A 16,661-nucleotide genomic window follows, 5' to 3' on the forward strand; every position below is an offset into this window, starting at 1 on the left:
ACTTCCTTACGTCTATATTGATTTGTTTGCTGATAAGGGTATTCTTATTTTCAGTATTTCATGAAAATCGGATGCCCTTTTTCGATTCACTCTGAATAAACTGAAATCATTTGGGTGATTTTATATAAAAAACCAGGGTGGTTGAAAGGATTTCATCTCCATGAGAAAATTCCGCATATTCAGAAAACGGATCAAACCAACCGGAACCCACCAGAACGGAAATCAGGTTCAGCGGGAAAGCGCCGAGAATCCACAGGCGCAGCAGCTTTATCCGGATTTGCTGCAAAACGAGGTCCGCCTTCGTTTGCTTTACGACAATTGTTCGGACGTAGTTTATCGTTCCTTCCTGGTCGGCGGAAGAACAAACGTCTTGTTAATGTATATTGAAGGTTTGGCCGATTCCGAAGCGATCGAACGGCATGTGATTACTCCTTTCATGCAGGAGGCAGCCGGTGATAACGATGATATCAGGCAGCTTATTGAACGGAAAGTATCGGCCATACAAGCGAAAGAATTCACGACGTTTGCCAAGTGTATCGAATATCTTTCGAACGGATATACGATCCTGCTGTCTGATAACTACACTTCCGGCTTTGGCTTCGGATTGACAAAATGGGAGAAACGCTCCATCGAAGAGCCTTCGGCAGAAGTGGGGATTAGGGGACCACGTGAGGGATTTACCGAAACCTTGCGCACCAATACTTCCCAAATCCGGCGCATTATCAAAAGCCCGCTGCTTAAAATGGAATCGACGCGAATCGGCGAATATACCCAAACGAATATTGTCCTGGCTTATATTGAAGGACTTGTGGACAAGACGCTGGTGGAGGAAGTACGCAACCGGCTCATGCGTATTCGGATCGATGGAATCCTGGAAAGCGGTTATATCGAGGAAATGATTGAGGATCATCCGTATTCTCCCTTTCCGCAGTTGCTCAGCACGGAACGGCCTGATGTCGTCTCCGGCAGTTTGCTGGAAGGAAGGGTGGCAATTTTAACGGAAGGAACGCCGTTTGCCTTGGTCGCGCCAATCACTTTTTTTTCGTTAATCCAGTCGCATGAAGATTATTATCAGCGGTCCCTGATCTCCACCATCATTCGTTGGCTGCGCTATTTCTTTATAGCGACCTCTCTCCTGCTTCCATCGGTATATGTGGCGGTGCTTACTTTTCATCAAGAGATGGTGCCTGGCTCCTTGCTTGTCAGTATGGCGAGTTCCCGGGAGCAAGTGCCTTTTCCAGCGTTAATCGAAGCGTTGATGATGGAGGTCACCTTTGAAGCATTGCGTGAAGCAGGCGTGCGGTTGCCCAAGCAGGTTGGTGCCGCCGTCAGCATTGTCGGAGCGCTGGTCATCGGTCAGGCGGCTGTCCAAGCTGGACTTGTGTCCGCGCCCATGGTTATTGTGGTTGCGATTACGGGAATCTCTTCATTTATGATTCCGCGTTACATCGCTGGCATTTCCATAAGGCTGCTGCGGTTTCCACTAATTTTTCTTGCCGGAAGCCTGGGGCTTGTCGGCGTGGTTATGGGGATCATCGCTATCGTTTTGCATATGTGCAGCTTGCGCTCATTTGGCGTCCCCTATCTGTCCGAAGTCAGCACTCCCAAGCTGAATGAATGGAAAGATGTTCTGGTCAGAGCTCCGTGGTGGAAGATGAACACACGCCCGCGCCTTACGGGAACGTATGACAAATATCGGCAGCCATCCGGTCAAAAGCCTGATCCAGCCCGAGGGAACAGCGAGTAGCCGAACCAAACACCTGGCAAAGGAGAGTCGGATGGATGAAGACATGGATAAGGATGTGGATAAAAATGGCAGTTTCCATTCCGCTGCTACTTGTGCTGGGAGGCTGCTGGGATCGCACGGAGCTTAATGACTTGACACTGATTACAGCGCTCGCTTTCGACGAGGCGGAGAATAATCAGGTTCGCGCAACCGTCCAATTCGTCCTTCCGCAGAATCAGTCTGGAGGGGGAACGACAGGAGGTGGAGCTATGGGAGGTGGAGCGGCAAAACGGACGTCCGTCCGATCAGCAACAGGTCTTGACATCACGGACGCGCTGTCCAAGCTGCAACGGACAATCCCCAGGGAGATGTTTTGGGGGCAATGCAGAATCTACATATTCAGCGAATCCGTGGCCAGGGCGGGAATCCGCAAACATCTCGATTTCTTAATCCGTTTTCCTGAGACGAGAGAGCGGGCCTATATGTTCGTAAGTAAAGGGGAAGCGGCCCAGGCACTCGAGTTGTTTCCGCCGATCGAAAATTCCTCGGCCGAAGTGCTGCGCAAGCTGTCTGATCTGCTGATTGGAATACGGGTGACGATGCACGAGTTGAGCCTCATGTTAAGCGGGGATTCCCAGACGGCTATTCTGCCGATGATCCATATCCTTCCGAAAATCGAATCAGCTGGGCCGTTTCAAACCGTTCCGTACCTGTTGGGGAGCGCTTTGTTCAAAAATGACAAAATGGTGGGCGAAGTTTCCGAAAAGGTTACAAGGGGTGTCATGTGGCTCAGGAATGAAATCAAAGGGTTTACAGTTGTGTTTAAACCGGAGGGATCGGAAGGACTGATGTCTTTAAAACCGGTAAAGGCGAATATCAAGCTGATTCCAAATATTGAAGGCGAAACCTGGAAGATGACAGTCCGGGTTAAAACAGAAGGGGACATTATACAAAATGGCACTATAATGGATCCCATGAATCCGAAGTTGCTCGCTGTTATAAGCAAGGGATTCAAGGATGATGTAAGAAAACGAATCGAGTTGGCGCTTTACGAGGTTCAACGGCGGCACAAGAAGGACGTTTTTAATTTCGCCCAGACGTTTCACCGAAAGTATCCCAAGCAATGGGAGAAGATGAAGGACCGATGGGATGAGCAGTTTTCCAAAGTTGAAGTCAACACGGAAGTTGAAGCAAAGATTCTTAGACCTGGATTAGTCAGCTCTCCAGAAGGGGTGCCCAAGGAAGAGGTAAAAAAGAAATGAGATGGTATTTTTTCTGTGTCGTTACGATCTCCGTGCTGCTGATTACCCGTTTCGAGTGGCCGAAACTGAAAGCAAAGCCGGTAAAGGATAAAGCTGTATTCGTATCACTGCTGCTCCTGGTTTGGATTTTATCCATGCTGGACCTGCCCAATACGCCCGGGCCAACTACGGTGCTTCTGTTCATTTTCAAGCCATTTCGGGGTCTAACGGAACCGTAACCGGTCTTTATAAGAAGGGAACGGACTAACTTAAGGCGAGGTGAAGGCTCATGTTGGAGAAGGGGAAGATTTCAGCTTTTCAAATGGGGCTTATGATGTATCCGGCCGTGCTGGCTTCCGGTTTTCTTGTTTTGCCGACCATAACGGCCCAATTTGCCCAAAATGATCTTTGGCTTACGGGAATATTGGCTGCTCTGACAGGCTGGATTACCGTCTATACCGTGACCCGATTGCATGAGCTTTATCCGGGGCAAACGATTGTCCAGTACAGCGAGCAGATTCTCGGCAAAATTCCCGGAAAAGTCATCGGCCTCGCCTTTATCACTTACAATCTGCATGCCACCGGAGGGGTCACCCGGCAATATGCAGACTTTGTCACAGGCAATTTTTTGTTTAAAACCCCCTTATTGATCATCATGGGATCCTTGATCTTGCTAAGCGCGATCGCCGTTCGCGGTGGTGTGGAGATGCTGGCCAGGTGCACTGTCATTTTTTTACCAGTGTTTATTTTTCCTGTCTTTTTTCTACTGCTGCTGCTTCCCGATTTGGATGCCAAAGCTATATTTCCGGTCCTGAATCATGGAGTAATCCCGGTCATCAAAGGGTCTTTCTCGATGATGGGGTGGATGAACGAATTATTCCTGATGACCTTTCTTTTGCCCAGTGTAACGGATCCAGAGAAGGGGAGAAAATGGGGATACATATCGATGATCAACATTGTTTTGTTCCTGACTTATTCCAGCCTGATCGCCTTATTTTTGCTGGGGCCGAATTTGGGGAGCAGAGTCTACCCGATTCTCATCGCTTTTCGGTATGTCAGCGTCGGTTCTTTCCTGGAAAATCTGGAATCATTGCTGCTGGCGATGTGGGTTGTCGGAAACTTCCTGCAGGCTGGCATCTTTCTTTACGCTGCAACGCTCTCTTTTGCACAATGTTTTCAGTTAGCGGACTACCGTCCGATTGTTTTTCCGCTCGCGCTGCTCAGTCTGATCATAGGCATTTGGGATCTACCCAATTTTCCGGTCTTCGGGTTTCTGGTGAGGTCGGCGGTTCCGTTCCACATTCTATCGACTTATCTGCTTATTCCGCTGTTATTGCTGGTCGTCGCCTCCTTGCGCAAACGAAAAACAAGCCGAAAAGAAGGCTGATGTTGCTGCTCATGTCTCGTTTGTGGAATATTCTTTATTAAAAGCCAAAAATAGAATCATTATAATGATGCAGGTTGTGCCAACCCATTGAAACATTCCAAGGGAATCTTTTAACCAAAAGACTGTTGTTAACACAGCCGCTAGTGGTTCCAAGCTTCCTAAAAGACTCGATTCTTTCGGCGATAGACTGTTTAAACTTTCTATATAAAACCAAAAAGCAAGCATAGTACCAAAAATGATAACGAAAATCAAATAAAAGCAGGTTTCTGGTGTTAAGTTCTTAAAATCCATTTGCCAAGGTGGGTGGATAAAACTTAATGCGACTCCCCCGATCATCATAGCCCAGCCAACAATGACCAAGGAATTGTATTGCTTCAGTAAAGGAACAGCATATAAAGTATAAAATGCAAGCGCAAGCCCAGATAAAATTCCCCAAACGATTGCAACTGACGGCACAGATAATTGAGAGAATGAGCCGTTGGTTAATAACAAAAAGCAGCCAACTAGAGCGAGCGAAACGGTGAACACATCTTTTCTTGTTAGAGCAGATTGTCTACTGATGATTAAGTAAACAATAATCATTACAGGTGCCAAATATTGTAATAACGTGGCTACAGCAGCATTACCATGCTTAATGGATGCCATATAGGTGTATTGAACCCCAAGCATACCGACTAATCCAAATATTATGAGATGAAACGATGTCTTTTTATTTTTCCAGATCCCAAAAATCTGAGCACGGTCTTTTCCAACAAATTGAACTAACAGGAGTAATAAACCTGCAATGAGTAGCCGAATCGTGACAAGCCAATTCACGTCAATGGCGTATTGTTGAAACAGCTTTTTGGCAACGGTGCCACCAATTCCCCAAAATATCGCTCCGGTTATAATGAGAAATATTCCTTTTCCTCTATTCATAATCAACTCTCCATCGTAAAATATAAAAATAGTATGTTATACTTCACATGATAAATGGGAAATCGCTGAATGAATACCCGAATCGAATGGAAAAGTATAAATATATTGAGGTGATAGGGTGCAAATAAAGGATTTCACGATTGACCAGAATTTAAAAGAGCTAACTGAGCATCGTACCGTTGTGTTGCCGATTGCATGTTACGAAACAACGATTAGCCAAAATATAAATGGATATATTCCGCTTCATTGGCATGATGAATTTCAATTTGTTCTGATCTTAAAAGGACAAGCTATCTTCCAAATACGAGAAGAAAAAATTACGATTCACGAAGGGGAGGGTTTGTTCATAAATAGCGGCTGTCTGCACATGGCGACAGACAAGAATAATTCGGGCTGCGTCTATATTTGTTTAAATGTGTCTCCAAACTTTGTACTATCCCAAGAACTTTATACAGCCTATGTATATCCCTATATTCAAGCAACTAATTTACCTTACGTACACTTGAATACCAAGGAGCTTTGGGCCAAAAACATTCTAGGCGCTATTTTAAAAATCAATCAGCTGATTCAGCAAAACCCACCCTACTATGAAATGGACATTACCGTACAGCTAACGTTGATTTGGAGAAATTTGATTGTTAATGGCTTTCAACTGGAATATGAACAAACAGAAATGTTGAAGAATCTTCGAATGAAGGAGATGCTGAACTGGATTCACCTGCATTATGCTGAGAAAATTCTTTTAGACGACATCGCACGAGCGGGGCAATTAAGTCGGTCCGAATGCTGCAGGTATTTCAAACGAATTTTAAAGAAGACACCTCTGAATTATGTAATGGATTATCGAATTCAACAAAGCTTAATTTTACTTCAACAACCCGAATGCAATGTCACAGATGTTGCTTATCAAGTAGGATTTAATAGCACAAGCTACTTCATTAATCATTTCCGAAAGTCCATGAACATGACACCATTAGCATACAAAAAATATAAAAATAATGGATTCATTCTTTAAATGCTTAAGAAGCCTAGCATCAAGGAGAAGCTGCTGAAGTTTTAACCGAAGCCGGTATTGAATATATGAATGGAACCGCAGAATTTGTTGATACTCACACTATAATGGTGGATGGCCAGGAAATTAAAGCAGACCATATCGTAATTAGTACAGGCTCTTCTGCATTCGTACCGAACATGAACGGACTGGAAGAGATAGATTATTAATGAACGAAAACGTTTTTAAAATGAAGACTTTACCCAAAGATCTTATTGTTGTCGGAGCCGGAGCTATTGGGATTGAGTTAAGTCAGGCTTTTAATCGGCTTGGGGTTCAAGTGAAGATTGTTGAAAGAGCCGAACGTATTTTGTCCAAGTAGGAAGTAGACGATTATTGCACCAAGCATCAAATTAAAATTGCAGAAACGAAATATGAAACTTTTTATATTTGTCTTATGGAAGAAGAACGTTATCAATATTACATTCACTTGTTGTATCCCATTATCAAAAGTTGATGTGGAAAATGTTCGGACCCCACTTTTCATCATTCATAGCGATTTCGATTACCGGGCTCCAATCGAACAAGGGGAACAATTCTATACGGCTCTAAAATTACTTGACCGTAAAGTACGCTTTCTCCGGTTTCTTACGTAAACCCATGAGTTATCACGTTCGGGAGAACCATGGCACCGTGTGGTCCGACTAGAATATATCCTAAATTGGTTTAATGAACATCTTAAACCTACTTCAAATACGGTCAAAGGCGCTAAATTCGAAGTTTTCCCTTGATCCCATAGGCAACGTCATGGACTGCATCGCTTTCATTTGAAGGGCTTGGAAAGTTTCCTTACCAAAGAAAGCATGAGCTTTTTTCACCATTTCATTAATCATTGCGTCATTTTCCATTAACGTTTCGCGTATACGGCGTACTAATTGTTGAGCGTGTGGTCCGGTAATGTGCTCTGCAACACGTTCAAGAAGTACTTTAGTATCACCAGAAAATAGACGGGCAACGAAGTGACACATAACCAAATTCATTCGAAGCGCTTCACAATACTCACTGCTAAATGCTCGGCGGATACCGCCCCTTACACCAGCATGACCATATGAAACTTCAGAAGCTGCCCGATAAAAAAGAATCATTCCTTCGGCATGACTCGATTCCGGATTCAACCGAAGCTCACTCACTAATGAGCATAAACGTTGAACTATGGGGTGAGCCGCCTCCAATGTCTGCCACCATTCCAATAAACGATGCTGTTCCTCTGCACTCATACTTAAGGGTTGCGTATCAAGCATTTTTCTTCATTTCCTTTCCATTTAAATCCGCGGGATCGCTTGAATATTTTCGATCCGTTCACGTATCATTTCCCATTCCGATCCAAGAAGAAGCTTACCGAGTCGAATTGCTTCGTAGATACTATCGGCAATTAGCCGATTTAAATATCGGCTTTGCTCGATCAGATGGAATGCATCCGGCTTTGCCCCTTTTACTGCTAGTTCAAAATTTGGGCTTAACTGTTCTTCACTAATACGCAATGTATCAAGATCAAATACAAGCAATTCTTTTAAAAGTGGAATCGTTTCTCCTTGACGGATCCGGTTGATTGTTCCTTGTACAGCATCAAATCCATATCCAATATCAGCAACTGAAGCATGGTATGGATTTAATCCCGGTTGGGCCCGCATAGATGGAACAGCTCGAAATCCCGTAGTAATGGAACAGACGACTTCTTTTGCAGCCATCCCTTTCTCTAATGCCGTTTGAATCGCCTCAAGATAAGAATCCCTTTGATTGGAAGCCATATCCATAAAAGTATACGTCATTTTGTCCCTCCCCTTTACCTCTACAGTTCTGTACTATGGTATTCAAAATCAAATCTTTAGGTGTATGCCGGGGTTTCAAACTTAGTCGTATGATCGTAGACGTTTTGGACAGTTATTGGAGATGTCCGAAAAGCTCAAAGAGGTTGAAAAAGAAGGGAACGAGCTGTTCCTTTCAGCCATTAATGGGTGATCTCTGGGCAGGTTTGTTTAAAATGAAGCCTGAATTGTTAGAAGATGTCTCTGATGAGATGGAGATGAATCGTCAGCTCATGGATGGAGAACAGGGCGCTTCTCAGCAGGCAGCAGATACTCTGTCCGCAGCCCTGAGTCAGAATGGTAAATCCCGTATGCTCTCCAGAGCAGCACAGGAAGCTGTGGAAGCCAAAGAGAATGTAGGAGGTATACAGGCTGGAAGTGGTGACGGGGAGTTGAAAAAGGTTCCATTAAAAGACCAACTGTTTTTAGATGAAAAATTGAGCAGTGATAGAAGGCTTCGGGAGATTGCAGCATGGGCCGGACGTATGAAGGTGATTGTAAACCGCAAGCAACGTTTGAAGCATAAGGATGCGATCAGTCGAAACGGGATTCGGCAAGGAAATGATATTGAGCAACTGCTTCCAATGGAGCTTGGAAGTTACGCCAGCCCTATTAGCAAAATGGATTTCCTACGCCGATATGCCGAAGGTCAAATAATGAAATGAGTTTCAGAAAAAACACCCTTTATTTACGGATATTAGGTGTTTTTCATTTGCAAAATCTCTCAATATATATAATGATTAGATCTAAAGTAATGCTTTTATGTTGAAAATAGGTGAGGTGATAGAATGAAAATCTTAAAAAAAACTAACGGTAAGCGCATTTGCTGTGGTCATGTGTTTTGGATTTATCAGCGCTGCTTCAACTCGTACATATGTACATGGCTATACTAAGAAGAACGGTACTCATGTTGCTCCGTATTATCGCTCAGATCGAGATCTTGGCTTCAGTAATAACTGAAGCACAAAGGGTAACTGAAATCCGATAACAGGGAAATACGGTACCAAAACACACCGTTAAAATCATCAAATCGAGCGCGTTGATACCCTGCTAAATACTAAGCGGGGTATTATTTTTTTATATTTAGGGGGATGAAAATGAAGAGCTTCAAAGGATTAATAGTAAGCGCAATATTGGCTGTAACGATGGGGTTAGTCGCCTACAACGGGATACCAGTTCCACAAGTTCACAAAGATCCTGCGGTGTCTGAGCAATCGAAAACAGTGACAACGGGCGAAACGGTCAAAATGGAATTTCCATCAGCAAAGTATCCCGAGACCGCACAGCACATTAAGGAAGCAATAGCTGCTAGCCACTCAGCCGTATGTACCATAGACCGCGAGGGGGCCGATCATAACCGTGAACTGTCCCTTAAAGGTGGTGCCCACGCGTAAGGGTAAAGACCGTGATGAATGGCCTATGGCGATGTGTGCAGAAGGTGGCGCGGGTGCTGATATTAGATACATAAGCCCTAGTGATAACCGGGGAGCAGGATCATGGGTAGGTCACAAATTGGATGACTACCCGGGCAGCACCAAAATAGAATTTATAGTCAAATTGAAGAGACTCTGGTGGTTAATGCCGACAGAGTTTTTTTCATTTTCGAAATGATTTCGCATATACGTGGACTCCGTTAAGCAGTTGTTTCTCAACCGATTGTATTTAACAAAACACAACGTTTTTTTACAAGATGAATTTTCCAAAGAAATTCTAAATTCAGTTGAAGTGATGGCACCTTACGTAACTAAAGGTTCAGATAACTTATACCATCTAGATCCTGCCGCACAAGAGGTTGTTGATAAAGAAGTATATGATCATTTCGCAACTGGGGTTCAGAACCTGAATTCTGCAACTAACAGTCAATTATCTACGAGTGGAAGTCAAATATCTCCTTATGTATACAGTAATCCTTACTGGTGGGGAGTCGCAATTACCTTTGATGATGCAGAAACTAAAAGAATGATTTATTCATTACAACAAACAGCAGCTGTTGGTGCATTACTTGCCGCAATCGCTGCGTACATCCCTTATGCCCAATTGGGGGCAATAGTGGCTCTTCTTGAATCTACTGGTGCTATGATGATTGCCAATTCAATGTCTTATAGAAATGCTGGTAGGGGGGTTACTTTAAATCTTCATTGGGCCCCTGCAGTTTATTATGAGGTGACACCAAATTAAGGTGAAAGCAGTATATTAATGGAAAGGAGAGAGTGAACATGGAGACAGCATTGGCAATTATTATACTCTTCCTTCTAATACCTGCTATTGTTCTTGTTGCGATTGTCAGTCTAGTTTTCAAAAAAGACAAAGCGAAAGTCACTTATGTTCTTTCAGGTGTTACTTTCGCAGCAATCATTCTAGCAATTATTAACATGATAGCGACCGGTTCAATTAATAATGACAGTATAATCATTATTCTACTAATTATCGTTTCAATGATTATATTATTCCGTATTAATAGTGTTCGGAAAAGAAAAAATTGAAACGAAGCTCCATTGGCGAAACATTTCCAATGGAGCTTCGTTTTTTTAAGAGCGTATACTTTTGACGATCAAGAGGTTCAGCAAAAAACAAGTGCTTGTGATTCCATATAACAAAAGAAAAGATATCACGTTGAAGCTATTTGATCCGTTTGAGGAAATTATAATATCTGGTGTCGTCACGTCACTCAATACTGCTAGAAGAGAGGTCAAGCTAACTCAAGGAATGGATAATTTTCAGTAGATTATGCTTAAGGAGATCATTGCTATTTATTAGTGATTTGCAGACCAAATTATTCAGGCAACGTGATTTCCAATATAAATAATGTGTTCATGAACCTCGGAGAAAAACCGGGGTTTTGTCATATTTAAGTAGAATTTGGAAATGTCACATGGTATATTTAGCCTAATGCTATGTACCTATGTTGGATAGCCCGTATCCCGTATCCCGTATCCCGTATCCCGTATCCCGTATATAGTAAGAAACTGCATCGCAACGGCAGTGGAATCGCTATTGAGAGCTAATAAATTTTAAACAGGGGTGTTAGAGTATGTCTAGTATACAACAAGCGATTCAATACGTAATTGATGAAGTAGAAGCTCCTGCTTTAAATCATCCTGAGCTTGAAAAGGAATTTAAAAATAAGGTTACTCGTTCAAAGATCATAGTTCGTAATATGAAGAAAGTTGGAGACCTACAGAAATATCTTCAGCGTTTTGAAACGATTCCGACTCAGGGTTCTCCAGGAAGAGTATTATATGATCGTTTTAAAGCCTTAGGACTGGAAACGTATGAGGAACCTATACCCTCGATTTTGTAATGAATTCAAGAATGAACTTGAAGATGTTACAGTGTTGGATGACTTCATCATCGGAAAGAATTATTCCTCATGGGACATTTCAATTTTATCTCAAACATACGATACTCAATCTGGAATTTATCTTATTGGTGATAATGACTGATTACAGGCCATTTTTATTAAGGCCACTCTATCTAACGGGAAATATCCAAACGAATGGATCATCAAAAACGAACGCTTAAAGTATTATTTTTACAGTTTAAATGGGAACTTTAAACCTGAATATAAATACAATGCGGCAATTTTAAATTCATTAGAAAACAATACGCCAATTTACCTCTTCACTAAAAATGACACGATTTTGAACCTAAATGGCATATATCAATTTGGGGGACATGACCATGATCCGACTGACGGATCAAGATGGTTTATTCTCAATAAAGTCAGCTCTTTAAATCTTCAAAATCCTATTACAAACAATGAATATATAGAAGAGATAAACAAGCAGGTCAAAAAGTCCAAAAATTTAAATCAGCATGATAGACAAGTAAGGCTGAATCAGGCCCCTAAGAAGCCGAAAAGTATACCAATTGTAACAACTGCTTATAAAAGGAATCCGGATGTAATAGGGGAGGTATTGGCTCGAGCAAATGGGATCTGTGAAATATGTATGCAGCAGGCACCGTTTTTACGAGCTAGCGATCAATCGTCTTATTTAGAAGTGCACCATAAGGTACCTTTAGCTGATGATGGTGATGATACGGTAGGGAATGCGATTGCTGTTTGCCCTAATTGCCACAGGGAAGAACATTTTGGAGTACCGGCGAAGATTGTTACTGCAGCTCTTATTGTCCATGAAGGCAAAATCCTGATCGCCAAGCGTGGAGCAAATATGAAACATTCAGGAATGTGGGAGTTCCCTAGTAGGAAGCTAGAAGTAGGGAGACCCTTGAAGAATGTTTAATCAGAGAGATTAAGGAAGAACTAGATAGTGATATTGAAGTGCTTCACTATTTCAGCCAGAGTCTCCACCCATATGATCAAAGAGTCATTAAGTTAATGGTTTACTGGGCTGTTTGGAGAAATGGCCAGTTGAATTTAAGAGAGCATGAATCGATTGAATGGGTTGAATTTGGAAAATTGGATCAATACAATTTCTTGCCTGCTGATTATCCTATTGTAAATTCTGTCCTTATGTTAAGTCAGGTATTCAATTAATAATTTCGTATTTGCAGTGAAGATAGAATAAATGGGGAGGTTACAAAATGGCTCTAAAATTCAGAAAAAGTTTTAAGATTGTACCTGGTGTAAGACTAAATGTTGGAAGTAAAAGTGCCGGCCTAAGTTTTGGTGGTAAGGGACTTCGTTACAGCATTAATTCTCGAACAGGCGGCCGCATAACAGCAAGTATTCCTGGTACTGGCCTTTCATATTCAACTTCAACAAACAGGAGAAGATATAATAGCAATGCTTATCAGCGCAGGGAGGAGCTGCGCAGAGAGCGGGAGCATCAAAAACTAGAAGAAAAGATGAAAGCGGAATATGAAGTTGCATGCTTCGAGAATCAGATTGATTTCATTAAATCAATACATAAAGAATGTGATGAGCCTATTTATTGGGATCAGATACAAAGCTCTAGGCCCCCTTTCTTAAATGCTTCTCCAGGTCCACATGAATTAGAGGCTCGGAGGAATCTTGAAAACTTTAAACCTGGTTTTTTTGATAAGCTCTTCAACAACGATTCAAAAAGACAGGAGCTAATAAGACTAGTTGACACAGCCAAAGAAAAAGATAAAGAAGATTATAACGATTGGGAGAAATTAGTACAGGTTGCTCAACAAATTAACAATGGGGATATTGATACTTATTTTAGTGTTATTGATGAAATGAGACCATTAGATGATTTAAGTGATTTCGGTAGTGGATTTAACTTTGGAACAGATAACCCATCTTATGTGGAAATAGAATTTCAAGTTCATTCAGACCAGGTAATTCCTAAAGAAATTAAATCGCTAACAAGTACAGGAAAACTCTCAACTAAAGCAATGCCAAAGTCTAAGTACTTTGATTTAGAACAAGATTACGTGTGTAGTTGCACATTAAGAATCGCAAGAGATATGTTTGCTTTGTTACCGTTAGACTATGTAATTATTCACGCTATCAATGATGCAATAGATTCTTCAACAGGTCAGCAAAATGAAGTTACTGTATTGTCTGTAAAAATTGATAGAGCCACTTTAAATATGTTGAATTTTGAGAACATCGATTGTTCAGACTCTATGCAGAACTTCGAGCATAATATGAAATTTTTAAAGACGTCTGGCTTTAAGCCCGTTGAAAGATTAGCGATATCCGTGTAGTGTAGTGATTATGACATGAGATTAGTAGAAAACGGATTTCATTCTTTTGAGAAAGCAATAAATTTATATAAAGATTTGCCTACATGTCAACCGGAGAAATATGATTATGTTCTTAAAGATATTATTTGCAGATCTACAACTAAAACGCCAACATTGACTCCGAAGAAAGAAACTGTACCAAAGCCTGATCCAAAACCAGTTACTCCGTTTTGTTAAAGAATAAGACATATTTGAGTCTTGAACAATTTTATAAGATAACTGGCTTTCAAGGTGAGCGTCATTTTTGGACAGGTTCAGCATTTATGTGAACAACGAAGAAGGAGAAAGGAAGTACAAGGAACTGATGAGTCAGTTGGACAAAATATCAATTTACACAATAAAATCATATATGGAAAAAAAAGTTTATCTCTATGATTGAGAAAGAGTCGGTTGGGTTACTGAGATCAAATATGGCTCTGAAATCTTACTAATATGACGATCGTTCTCAACAATGGGAAATATGTAGAGAGTATAGTTATTAAAGAGCATTTTAATGATTTTTGCAAATATGATGATATTGAAATGATTAACGTTTCTCAAATAACAAAAAATATATTTTTCAGAGTGTATATTAATTTGAATGAATTTTAACTTTCCATTATATTTATAATTAAAGGAAATTTGAAAGCGCAGTTAGAAGAAGCCAATGAGAATCCCAATTATAGATGGTCTTTGCATCAACTTTCATTCGTGCGCTTAATTCAGTTTTGGTCAGGCCATGATAATGCCTGGCCTTTTTAATTTTCTCCCCAATAGTGCCTTCAGGCATCTCCTCAAAGCACCCAAGGTATGATACCGGCTGCTCAAGCAACTCGGATAGAGCAAGGAGCGTTTTTGGCTACGTTTAGCTGCCTGCTCTGTAATTGTAAGATTACGAAGCATCCGATGATATCAAATTCGAGCCCCAGCTGTGTTAAGCTCTTCAGGCGGATCACTCGGAAAAAGCCTTGTCTCTTTTGTGATATACAGTCCCAAGGTATTATCTATACGGTTGGGAGTGTAGTATCAGGAGTACCGATCATGCCCAAATGTCCCTGCCTTCTTTGGCAGTTCCTTGTAATTAATAATGCGATTGCGTCCATGACCCTTGGCGTAGTAAAGCGCTTCGTCTGCTTTTGCGATCAGTTCCTCTGGAACATTGTTGCCATCAGGATAGCAGGTTGCGACACCAATACTAACCGTGACCACACTTTTCATGCGCGCTCCGTTATGATGGATTGCGGTTTTTTCTATGGCTAATCTCAGACTTTCGGCAAGTTGCGCCGCTCGCTTGGCACTCGTATCCGGCAGGATAATCGTAAATTCTTCCCCACCGTAACGGGCAATTGTAGCCGCTGGATGATTAATGGTCTTTTTGGCGATGGCCGTTACTTTGCGCAAGCAATCGTCCCCGGCCTGGTGCCCGTATAGATCGTTGTAAGCTTTAAAATGATCAATATCAAGGAAAATGAGAGACAACCCTTTGTTATTTTGCGCTGCATTTTGCCATTCCTGCTTGAGCATTTCATCAAAAAAACGGCGGTTTGCAATTTCGGTTAGTCCATCCAACAGGGAAAGCTGCTTCAATTGCTCTTCCATTTTCTTTCTTTCAGAAATATCCTTGGCAAGCCCAATGACTCCAACTGTTTTCCCGTCCAGTAAAAGCGGTGACAATGTCAGCAATACCGTTATCCTGGCACCATCCTTCCGAATATATGACCATTCTCGTCCTTCGGATACATATTCTGCCGCGCCGTAAAAAAATACATCTAATCCATGGATGGGTTTACCTGTTTTTTTGGATAGTTCTTTCCCATAAGCCTCGACTTCATTCGGGTCATGAAAGATCAGAGGAGATTCCTTGCCAATCAGCTCGTCGGCCCGGTAGCCAAGCATTTTTTCTGTACCCTTATTGGCATGCGTGATCTGTCCCTGCCAATCGATGGCTATGATAGCCGTACCTACTGCGGATTGAAAAATCGCTTCTTGAAGTGCATGTAGAGTACGGTATTTTCGCTCGCTCTGCTCCAATTGTTTAGTTAGTTGATTCGTTGTAGAAAAGAAAGCAATTAACGATGCTGCGAAGAGTCCGCCCACACCGACAAGCGCTAAATAGGAGAAGGTATCCTTTGTAATGCCCCTCATGAGCGACAGGATCGTAATGAGCGTCATACTCAGTAATACCGAGAGCAGCCAGCGGCGCTTATAACATTTGACAACCTGCATAATGATCCCACTGCCGACGGCAGCTAATGTAATCGATAATAATGGCGCCATGCTGGTAGGTGAAGGTGTAAAGGTCCCCACTAATGTGACCCGGCCCAACACAAAGAATAGGGCAGTCACTAAAGAAGCGGGTAGCCCCCCAAAATATGCGGAACTGATGACAACGATATGGCGGAAATCGATAAAGGATGTCTCGTTTATTTGATAACTGAATAACAGAAGAAGAAGAGCACAGCAGCCGTGCGTGATTCCTGTCAGCAGCTTAAATCGCAAGGTACGATGGTCTTCCATTAAGTAGCGCCGGAATAAATGGTTGAAGAGAAAAAGGAACGCCGTTAACAAGGCGAAATTCGCAATCATATATCTTAACATAGGTGGTCCTTCCATCATGTTTGTCTATCGCAAATGTTATTCTCTTCAAAATGTGAGAGGACAACATAACGAAAATCGTTCCGGCTATTATTCTTGAACTTGCATGATATAAGTATAATGGGAAACAGAAGTAAAGGTAAGCGGAAATTCCTACGTATAGTGGAGCAGCTTACACATCCTAATAGGGAGCAAATACTATGACAAAGCAGCGGAATGTGTTAAAAATACGATTTTAGCAACGTCTTTCACAGTATACATCTATTTACCTCAGCTTGTG

General features: G+C 41.9%; 17 protein-coding genes and 2 pseudogenes. 15 read left to right on the top strand and 4 right to left on the bottom strand.

Annotation, left to right across the window (positions count from 1 at the left end; translation table 11 throughout):
• Positions 1 to 160: 160 nt before the first annotated feature.
• The 4 genes from KQI_RS0101110 (at position 161) to KQI_RS0101125 (ending at position 4,354) form a co-directional block, all read left to right on the top strand.
• Positions 161 to 1,747 (top strand): spore germination protein, encoded by a 1,587-nt coding sequence (locus KQI_RS0101110; protein WP_010344829.1) that lies wholly within the window; start codon positions 161 to 163, stop codon positions 1,745 to 1,747.
• Between the two features lie 65 nt (positions 1,748 to 1,812).
• Positions 1,813 to 2,988 carry a Ger(x)C family spore germination protein gene (locus KQI_RS0101115; protein ID WP_241763840.1) on the top strand — a complete coding sequence of 392 codons (1,176 nt, stop codon included), beginning with the start codon at positions 1,813 to 1,815 and terminating at the stop codon, positions 2,986 to 2,988.
• Positions 2,985 to 3,206, top strand: coding sequence for a hypothetical protein (locus KQI_RS0101120; protein ID WP_010344831.1), 222 nt, complete (start codon positions 2,985 to 2,987; stop codon positions 3,204 to 3,206). The genes KQI_RS0101115 and KQI_RS0101120 overlap by 4 nt, the downstream gene beginning before the upstream one ends.
• A gap of 50 nt (positions 3,207 to 3,256) precedes the next feature.
• Entirely contained in the window at positions 3,257 to 4,354 is a 1,098-nt protein-coding gene (locus KQI_RS0101125) for a GerAB/ArcD/ProY family transporter (protein ID WP_010344832.1), read from the top strand.
• A 9-nt stretch (positions 4,355 to 4,363) separates the two neighbouring features.
• On the opposite strand, the gene KQI_RS0101130 is transcribed toward KQI_RS0101125, so the two are convergent.
• Positions 4,364 to 5,272 carry an EamA family transporter gene (locus KQI_RS0101130; RefSeq protein ID WP_010344833.1) on the bottom strand — a complete coding sequence of 303 codons (909 nt, stop codon included), beginning with the start codon at positions 5,270 to 5,272 and terminating at the stop codon, positions 4,364 to 4,366.
• Positions 5,273 to 5,390: 118 nt separating this feature from the next.
• Here KQI_RS0101130 and KQI_RS0101135 point away from each other — a divergent pair, with 118 nt between their 5' ends.
• From KQI_RS0101135 to KQI_RS29715, 3 genes and pseudogenes are all read left to right on the top strand, one after another.
• Positions 5,391 to 6,287 carry an AraC family transcriptional regulator gene (locus tag KQI_RS0101135; protein ID WP_010344834.1) on the top strand — a complete coding sequence of 299 codons (897 nt, stop codon included), beginning with the start codon at positions 5,391 to 5,393 and terminating at the stop codon, positions 6,285 to 6,287.
• A 65-nt stretch (positions 6,288 to 6,352) separates the two neighbouring features.
• A pseudogene (locus KQI_RS29085) lies at positions 6,353 to 6,645 on the top strand (FAD-dependent oxidoreductase).
• Between the two features lie 52 nt (positions 6,646 to 6,697).
• Entirely contained in the window at positions 6,698 to 6,919 is a 222-nt protein-coding gene (locus KQI_RS29715; RefSeq protein ID WP_138984773.1) for an alpha/beta hydrolase family protein, read from the top strand.
• A 93-nt stretch (positions 6,920 to 7,012) separates the two neighbouring features.
• Here the strand turns inward: KQI_RS29715 and KQI_RS0101150 are convergent, their stop codons facing one another.
• Together KQI_RS0101150 and KQI_RS0101155 are read right to left on the bottom strand one after the other, a co-directional pair.
• On the bottom strand, positions 7,013 to 7,564 hold the full coding sequence (locus tag KQI_RS0101150; RefSeq protein WP_010344838.1) for a hypothetical protein: 552 nt from the start codon (positions 7,562 to 7,564) through the stop codon (positions 7,013 to 7,015).
• A 21-nt stretch (positions 7,565 to 7,585) separates the two neighbouring features.
• Positions 7,586 to 8,092 (bottom strand): hypothetical protein, encoded by a 507-nt coding sequence (locus KQI_RS0101155; RefSeq protein WP_010344840.1) that lies wholly within the window; start codon positions 8,090 to 8,092, stop codon positions 7,586 to 7,588.
• Between the two features lie 212 nt (positions 8,093 to 8,304).
• On the opposite strand from KQI_RS0101155, the gene KQI_RS0101160 reads away from it, so the two are divergent.
• From KQI_RS0101160 to KQI_RS0101195, 8 genes and pseudogenes are all read left to right on the top strand, one after another.
• Positions 8,305 to 8,793, top strand: coding sequence for a hypothetical protein (locus tag KQI_RS0101160; RefSeq protein ID WP_138984774.1), 489 nt, complete (start codon positions 8,305 to 8,307; stop codon positions 8,791 to 8,793).
• Positions 8,794 to 9,225: 432 nt separating this feature from the next.
• Positions 9,226 to 9,739 (top strand): annotated as a pseudogene (locus KQI_RS26520) (hypothetical protein).
• Between the two features lie 45 nt (positions 9,740 to 9,784).
• Complete coding sequence (locus tag KQI_RS0101170; protein WP_010344842.1) at positions 9,785 to 10,306, top strand: hypothetical protein; 522 nt, start codon at positions 9,785 to 9,787, stop codon at positions 10,304 to 10,306.
• 38 nt (positions 10,307 to 10,344) lie between these two features.
• Complete coding sequence (locus KQI_RS0101175; protein WP_010344843.1) at positions 10,345 to 10,611, top strand: hypothetical protein; 267 nt, start codon at positions 10,345 to 10,347, stop codon at positions 10,609 to 10,611.
• Between the two features lie 548 nt (positions 10,612 to 11,159).
• Complete coding sequence (locus KQI_RS29095) at positions 11,160 to 11,429, top strand: HMG-box domain-containing protein (RefSeq protein WP_010344845.1); 270 nt, start codon at positions 11,160 to 11,162, stop codon at positions 11,427 to 11,429.
• Between the two features lie 340 nt (positions 11,430 to 11,769).
• Positions 11,770 to 12,372, top strand: a complete 603-nt coding sequence (locus KQI_RS29100; protein WP_010344846.1) for an HNH endonuclease — start codon at positions 11,770 to 11,772, stop codon at positions 12,370 to 12,372.
• 32 nt (positions 12,373 to 12,404) lie between these two features.
• Complete coding sequence (locus KQI_RS26535; protein WP_241763845.1) at positions 12,405 to 12,626, top strand: NUDIX hydrolase; 222 nt, start codon at positions 12,405 to 12,407, stop codon at positions 12,624 to 12,626.
• Between the two features lie 47 nt (positions 12,627 to 12,673).
• On the top strand, positions 12,674 to 13,768 hold the full coding sequence (locus KQI_RS0101195; protein WP_010344848.1) for a DUF4236 domain-containing protein: 1,095 nt from the start codon (positions 12,674 to 12,676) through the stop codon (positions 13,766 to 13,768).
• A 1,044-nt stretch (positions 13,769 to 14,812) separates the two neighbouring features.
• On the opposite strand, the gene KQI_RS0101210 is transcribed toward KQI_RS0101195, so the two are convergent.
• Positions 14,813 to 16,384 carry a diguanylate cyclase gene (locus KQI_RS0101210; protein ID WP_010344850.1) on the bottom strand — a complete coding sequence of 524 codons (1,572 nt, stop codon included), beginning with the start codon at positions 16,382 to 16,384 and terminating at the stop codon, positions 14,813 to 14,815.
• Between the last annotated feature and the right edge of the window lie 277 nt (positions 16,385 to 16,661).

Source organism: Paenibacillus peoriae KCTC 3763, from assembly GCF_000236805.1.
Classification (GTDB): domain Bacteria; phylum Bacillota; class Bacilli; order Paenibacillales; family Paenibacillaceae; genus Paenibacillus; species Paenibacillus peoriae.

Excerpts from the sequence above, each read along its gene's own strand:
- KQI_RS0101110 (WP_010344829.1), top strand. The coding sequence starts at position 161 with ATGAGAAAATTCCGCATATTCAGAAAACGGATCAAACCAACCGGAACC.
- KQI_RS0101115 (WP_241763840.1), top strand. The coding sequence starts at position 1,813 with ATGGCAGTTTCCATTCCGCTGCTACTTGTGCTGGGAGGCTGCTGGGAT.
- KQI_RS0101120 (WP_010344831.1), top strand. The coding sequence starts at position 2,985 with ATGAGATGGTATTTTTTCTGTGTCGTTACGATCTCCGTGCTGCTGATT.
- KQI_RS0101125 (WP_010344832.1), top strand. The coding sequence starts at position 3,257 with ATGTTGGAGAAGGGGAAGATTTCAGCTTTTCAAATGGGGCTTATGATG.
- KQI_RS0101130 (WP_010344833.1), bottom strand. The coding sequence starts at position 5,272 with ATGAATAGAGGAAAAGGAATATTTCTCATTATAACCGGAGCGATATTT.
- KQI_RS29715 (WP_138984773.1), top strand. The coding sequence starts at position 6,698 with ATGAAACTTTTTATATTTGTCTTATGGAAGAAGAACGTTATCAATATT.
- KQI_RS0101150 (WP_010344838.1), bottom strand. The coding sequence starts at position 7,564 with ATGCTTGATACGCAACCCTTAAGTATGAGTGCAGAGGAACAGCATCGT.
- KQI_RS0101155 (WP_010344840.1), bottom strand. The coding sequence starts at position 8,092 with ATGACGTATACTTTTATGGATATGGCTTCCAATCAAAGGGATTCTTAT.
- KQI_RS0101160 (WP_138984774.1), top strand. The coding sequence starts at position 8,305 with ATGAAGCCTGAATTGTTAGAAGATGTCTCTGATGAGATGGAGATGAAT.
- KQI_RS0101175 (WP_010344843.1), top strand. The coding sequence starts at position 10,345 with ATGGAGACAGCATTGGCAATTATTATACTCTTCCTTCTAATACCTGCT.
- KQI_RS29095 (WP_010344845.1), top strand. The coding sequence starts at position 11,160 with ATGTCTAGTATACAACAAGCGATTCAATACGTAATTGATGAAGTAGAA.
- KQI_RS0101195 (WP_010344848.1), top strand. The coding sequence starts at position 12,674 with ATGGCTCTAAAATTCAGAAAAAGTTTTAAGATTGTACCTGGTGTAAGA.
- KQI_RS0101210 (WP_010344850.1), bottom strand. The coding sequence starts at position 16,384 with ATGTTAAGATATATGATTGCGAATTTCGCCTTGTTAACGGCGTTCCTT.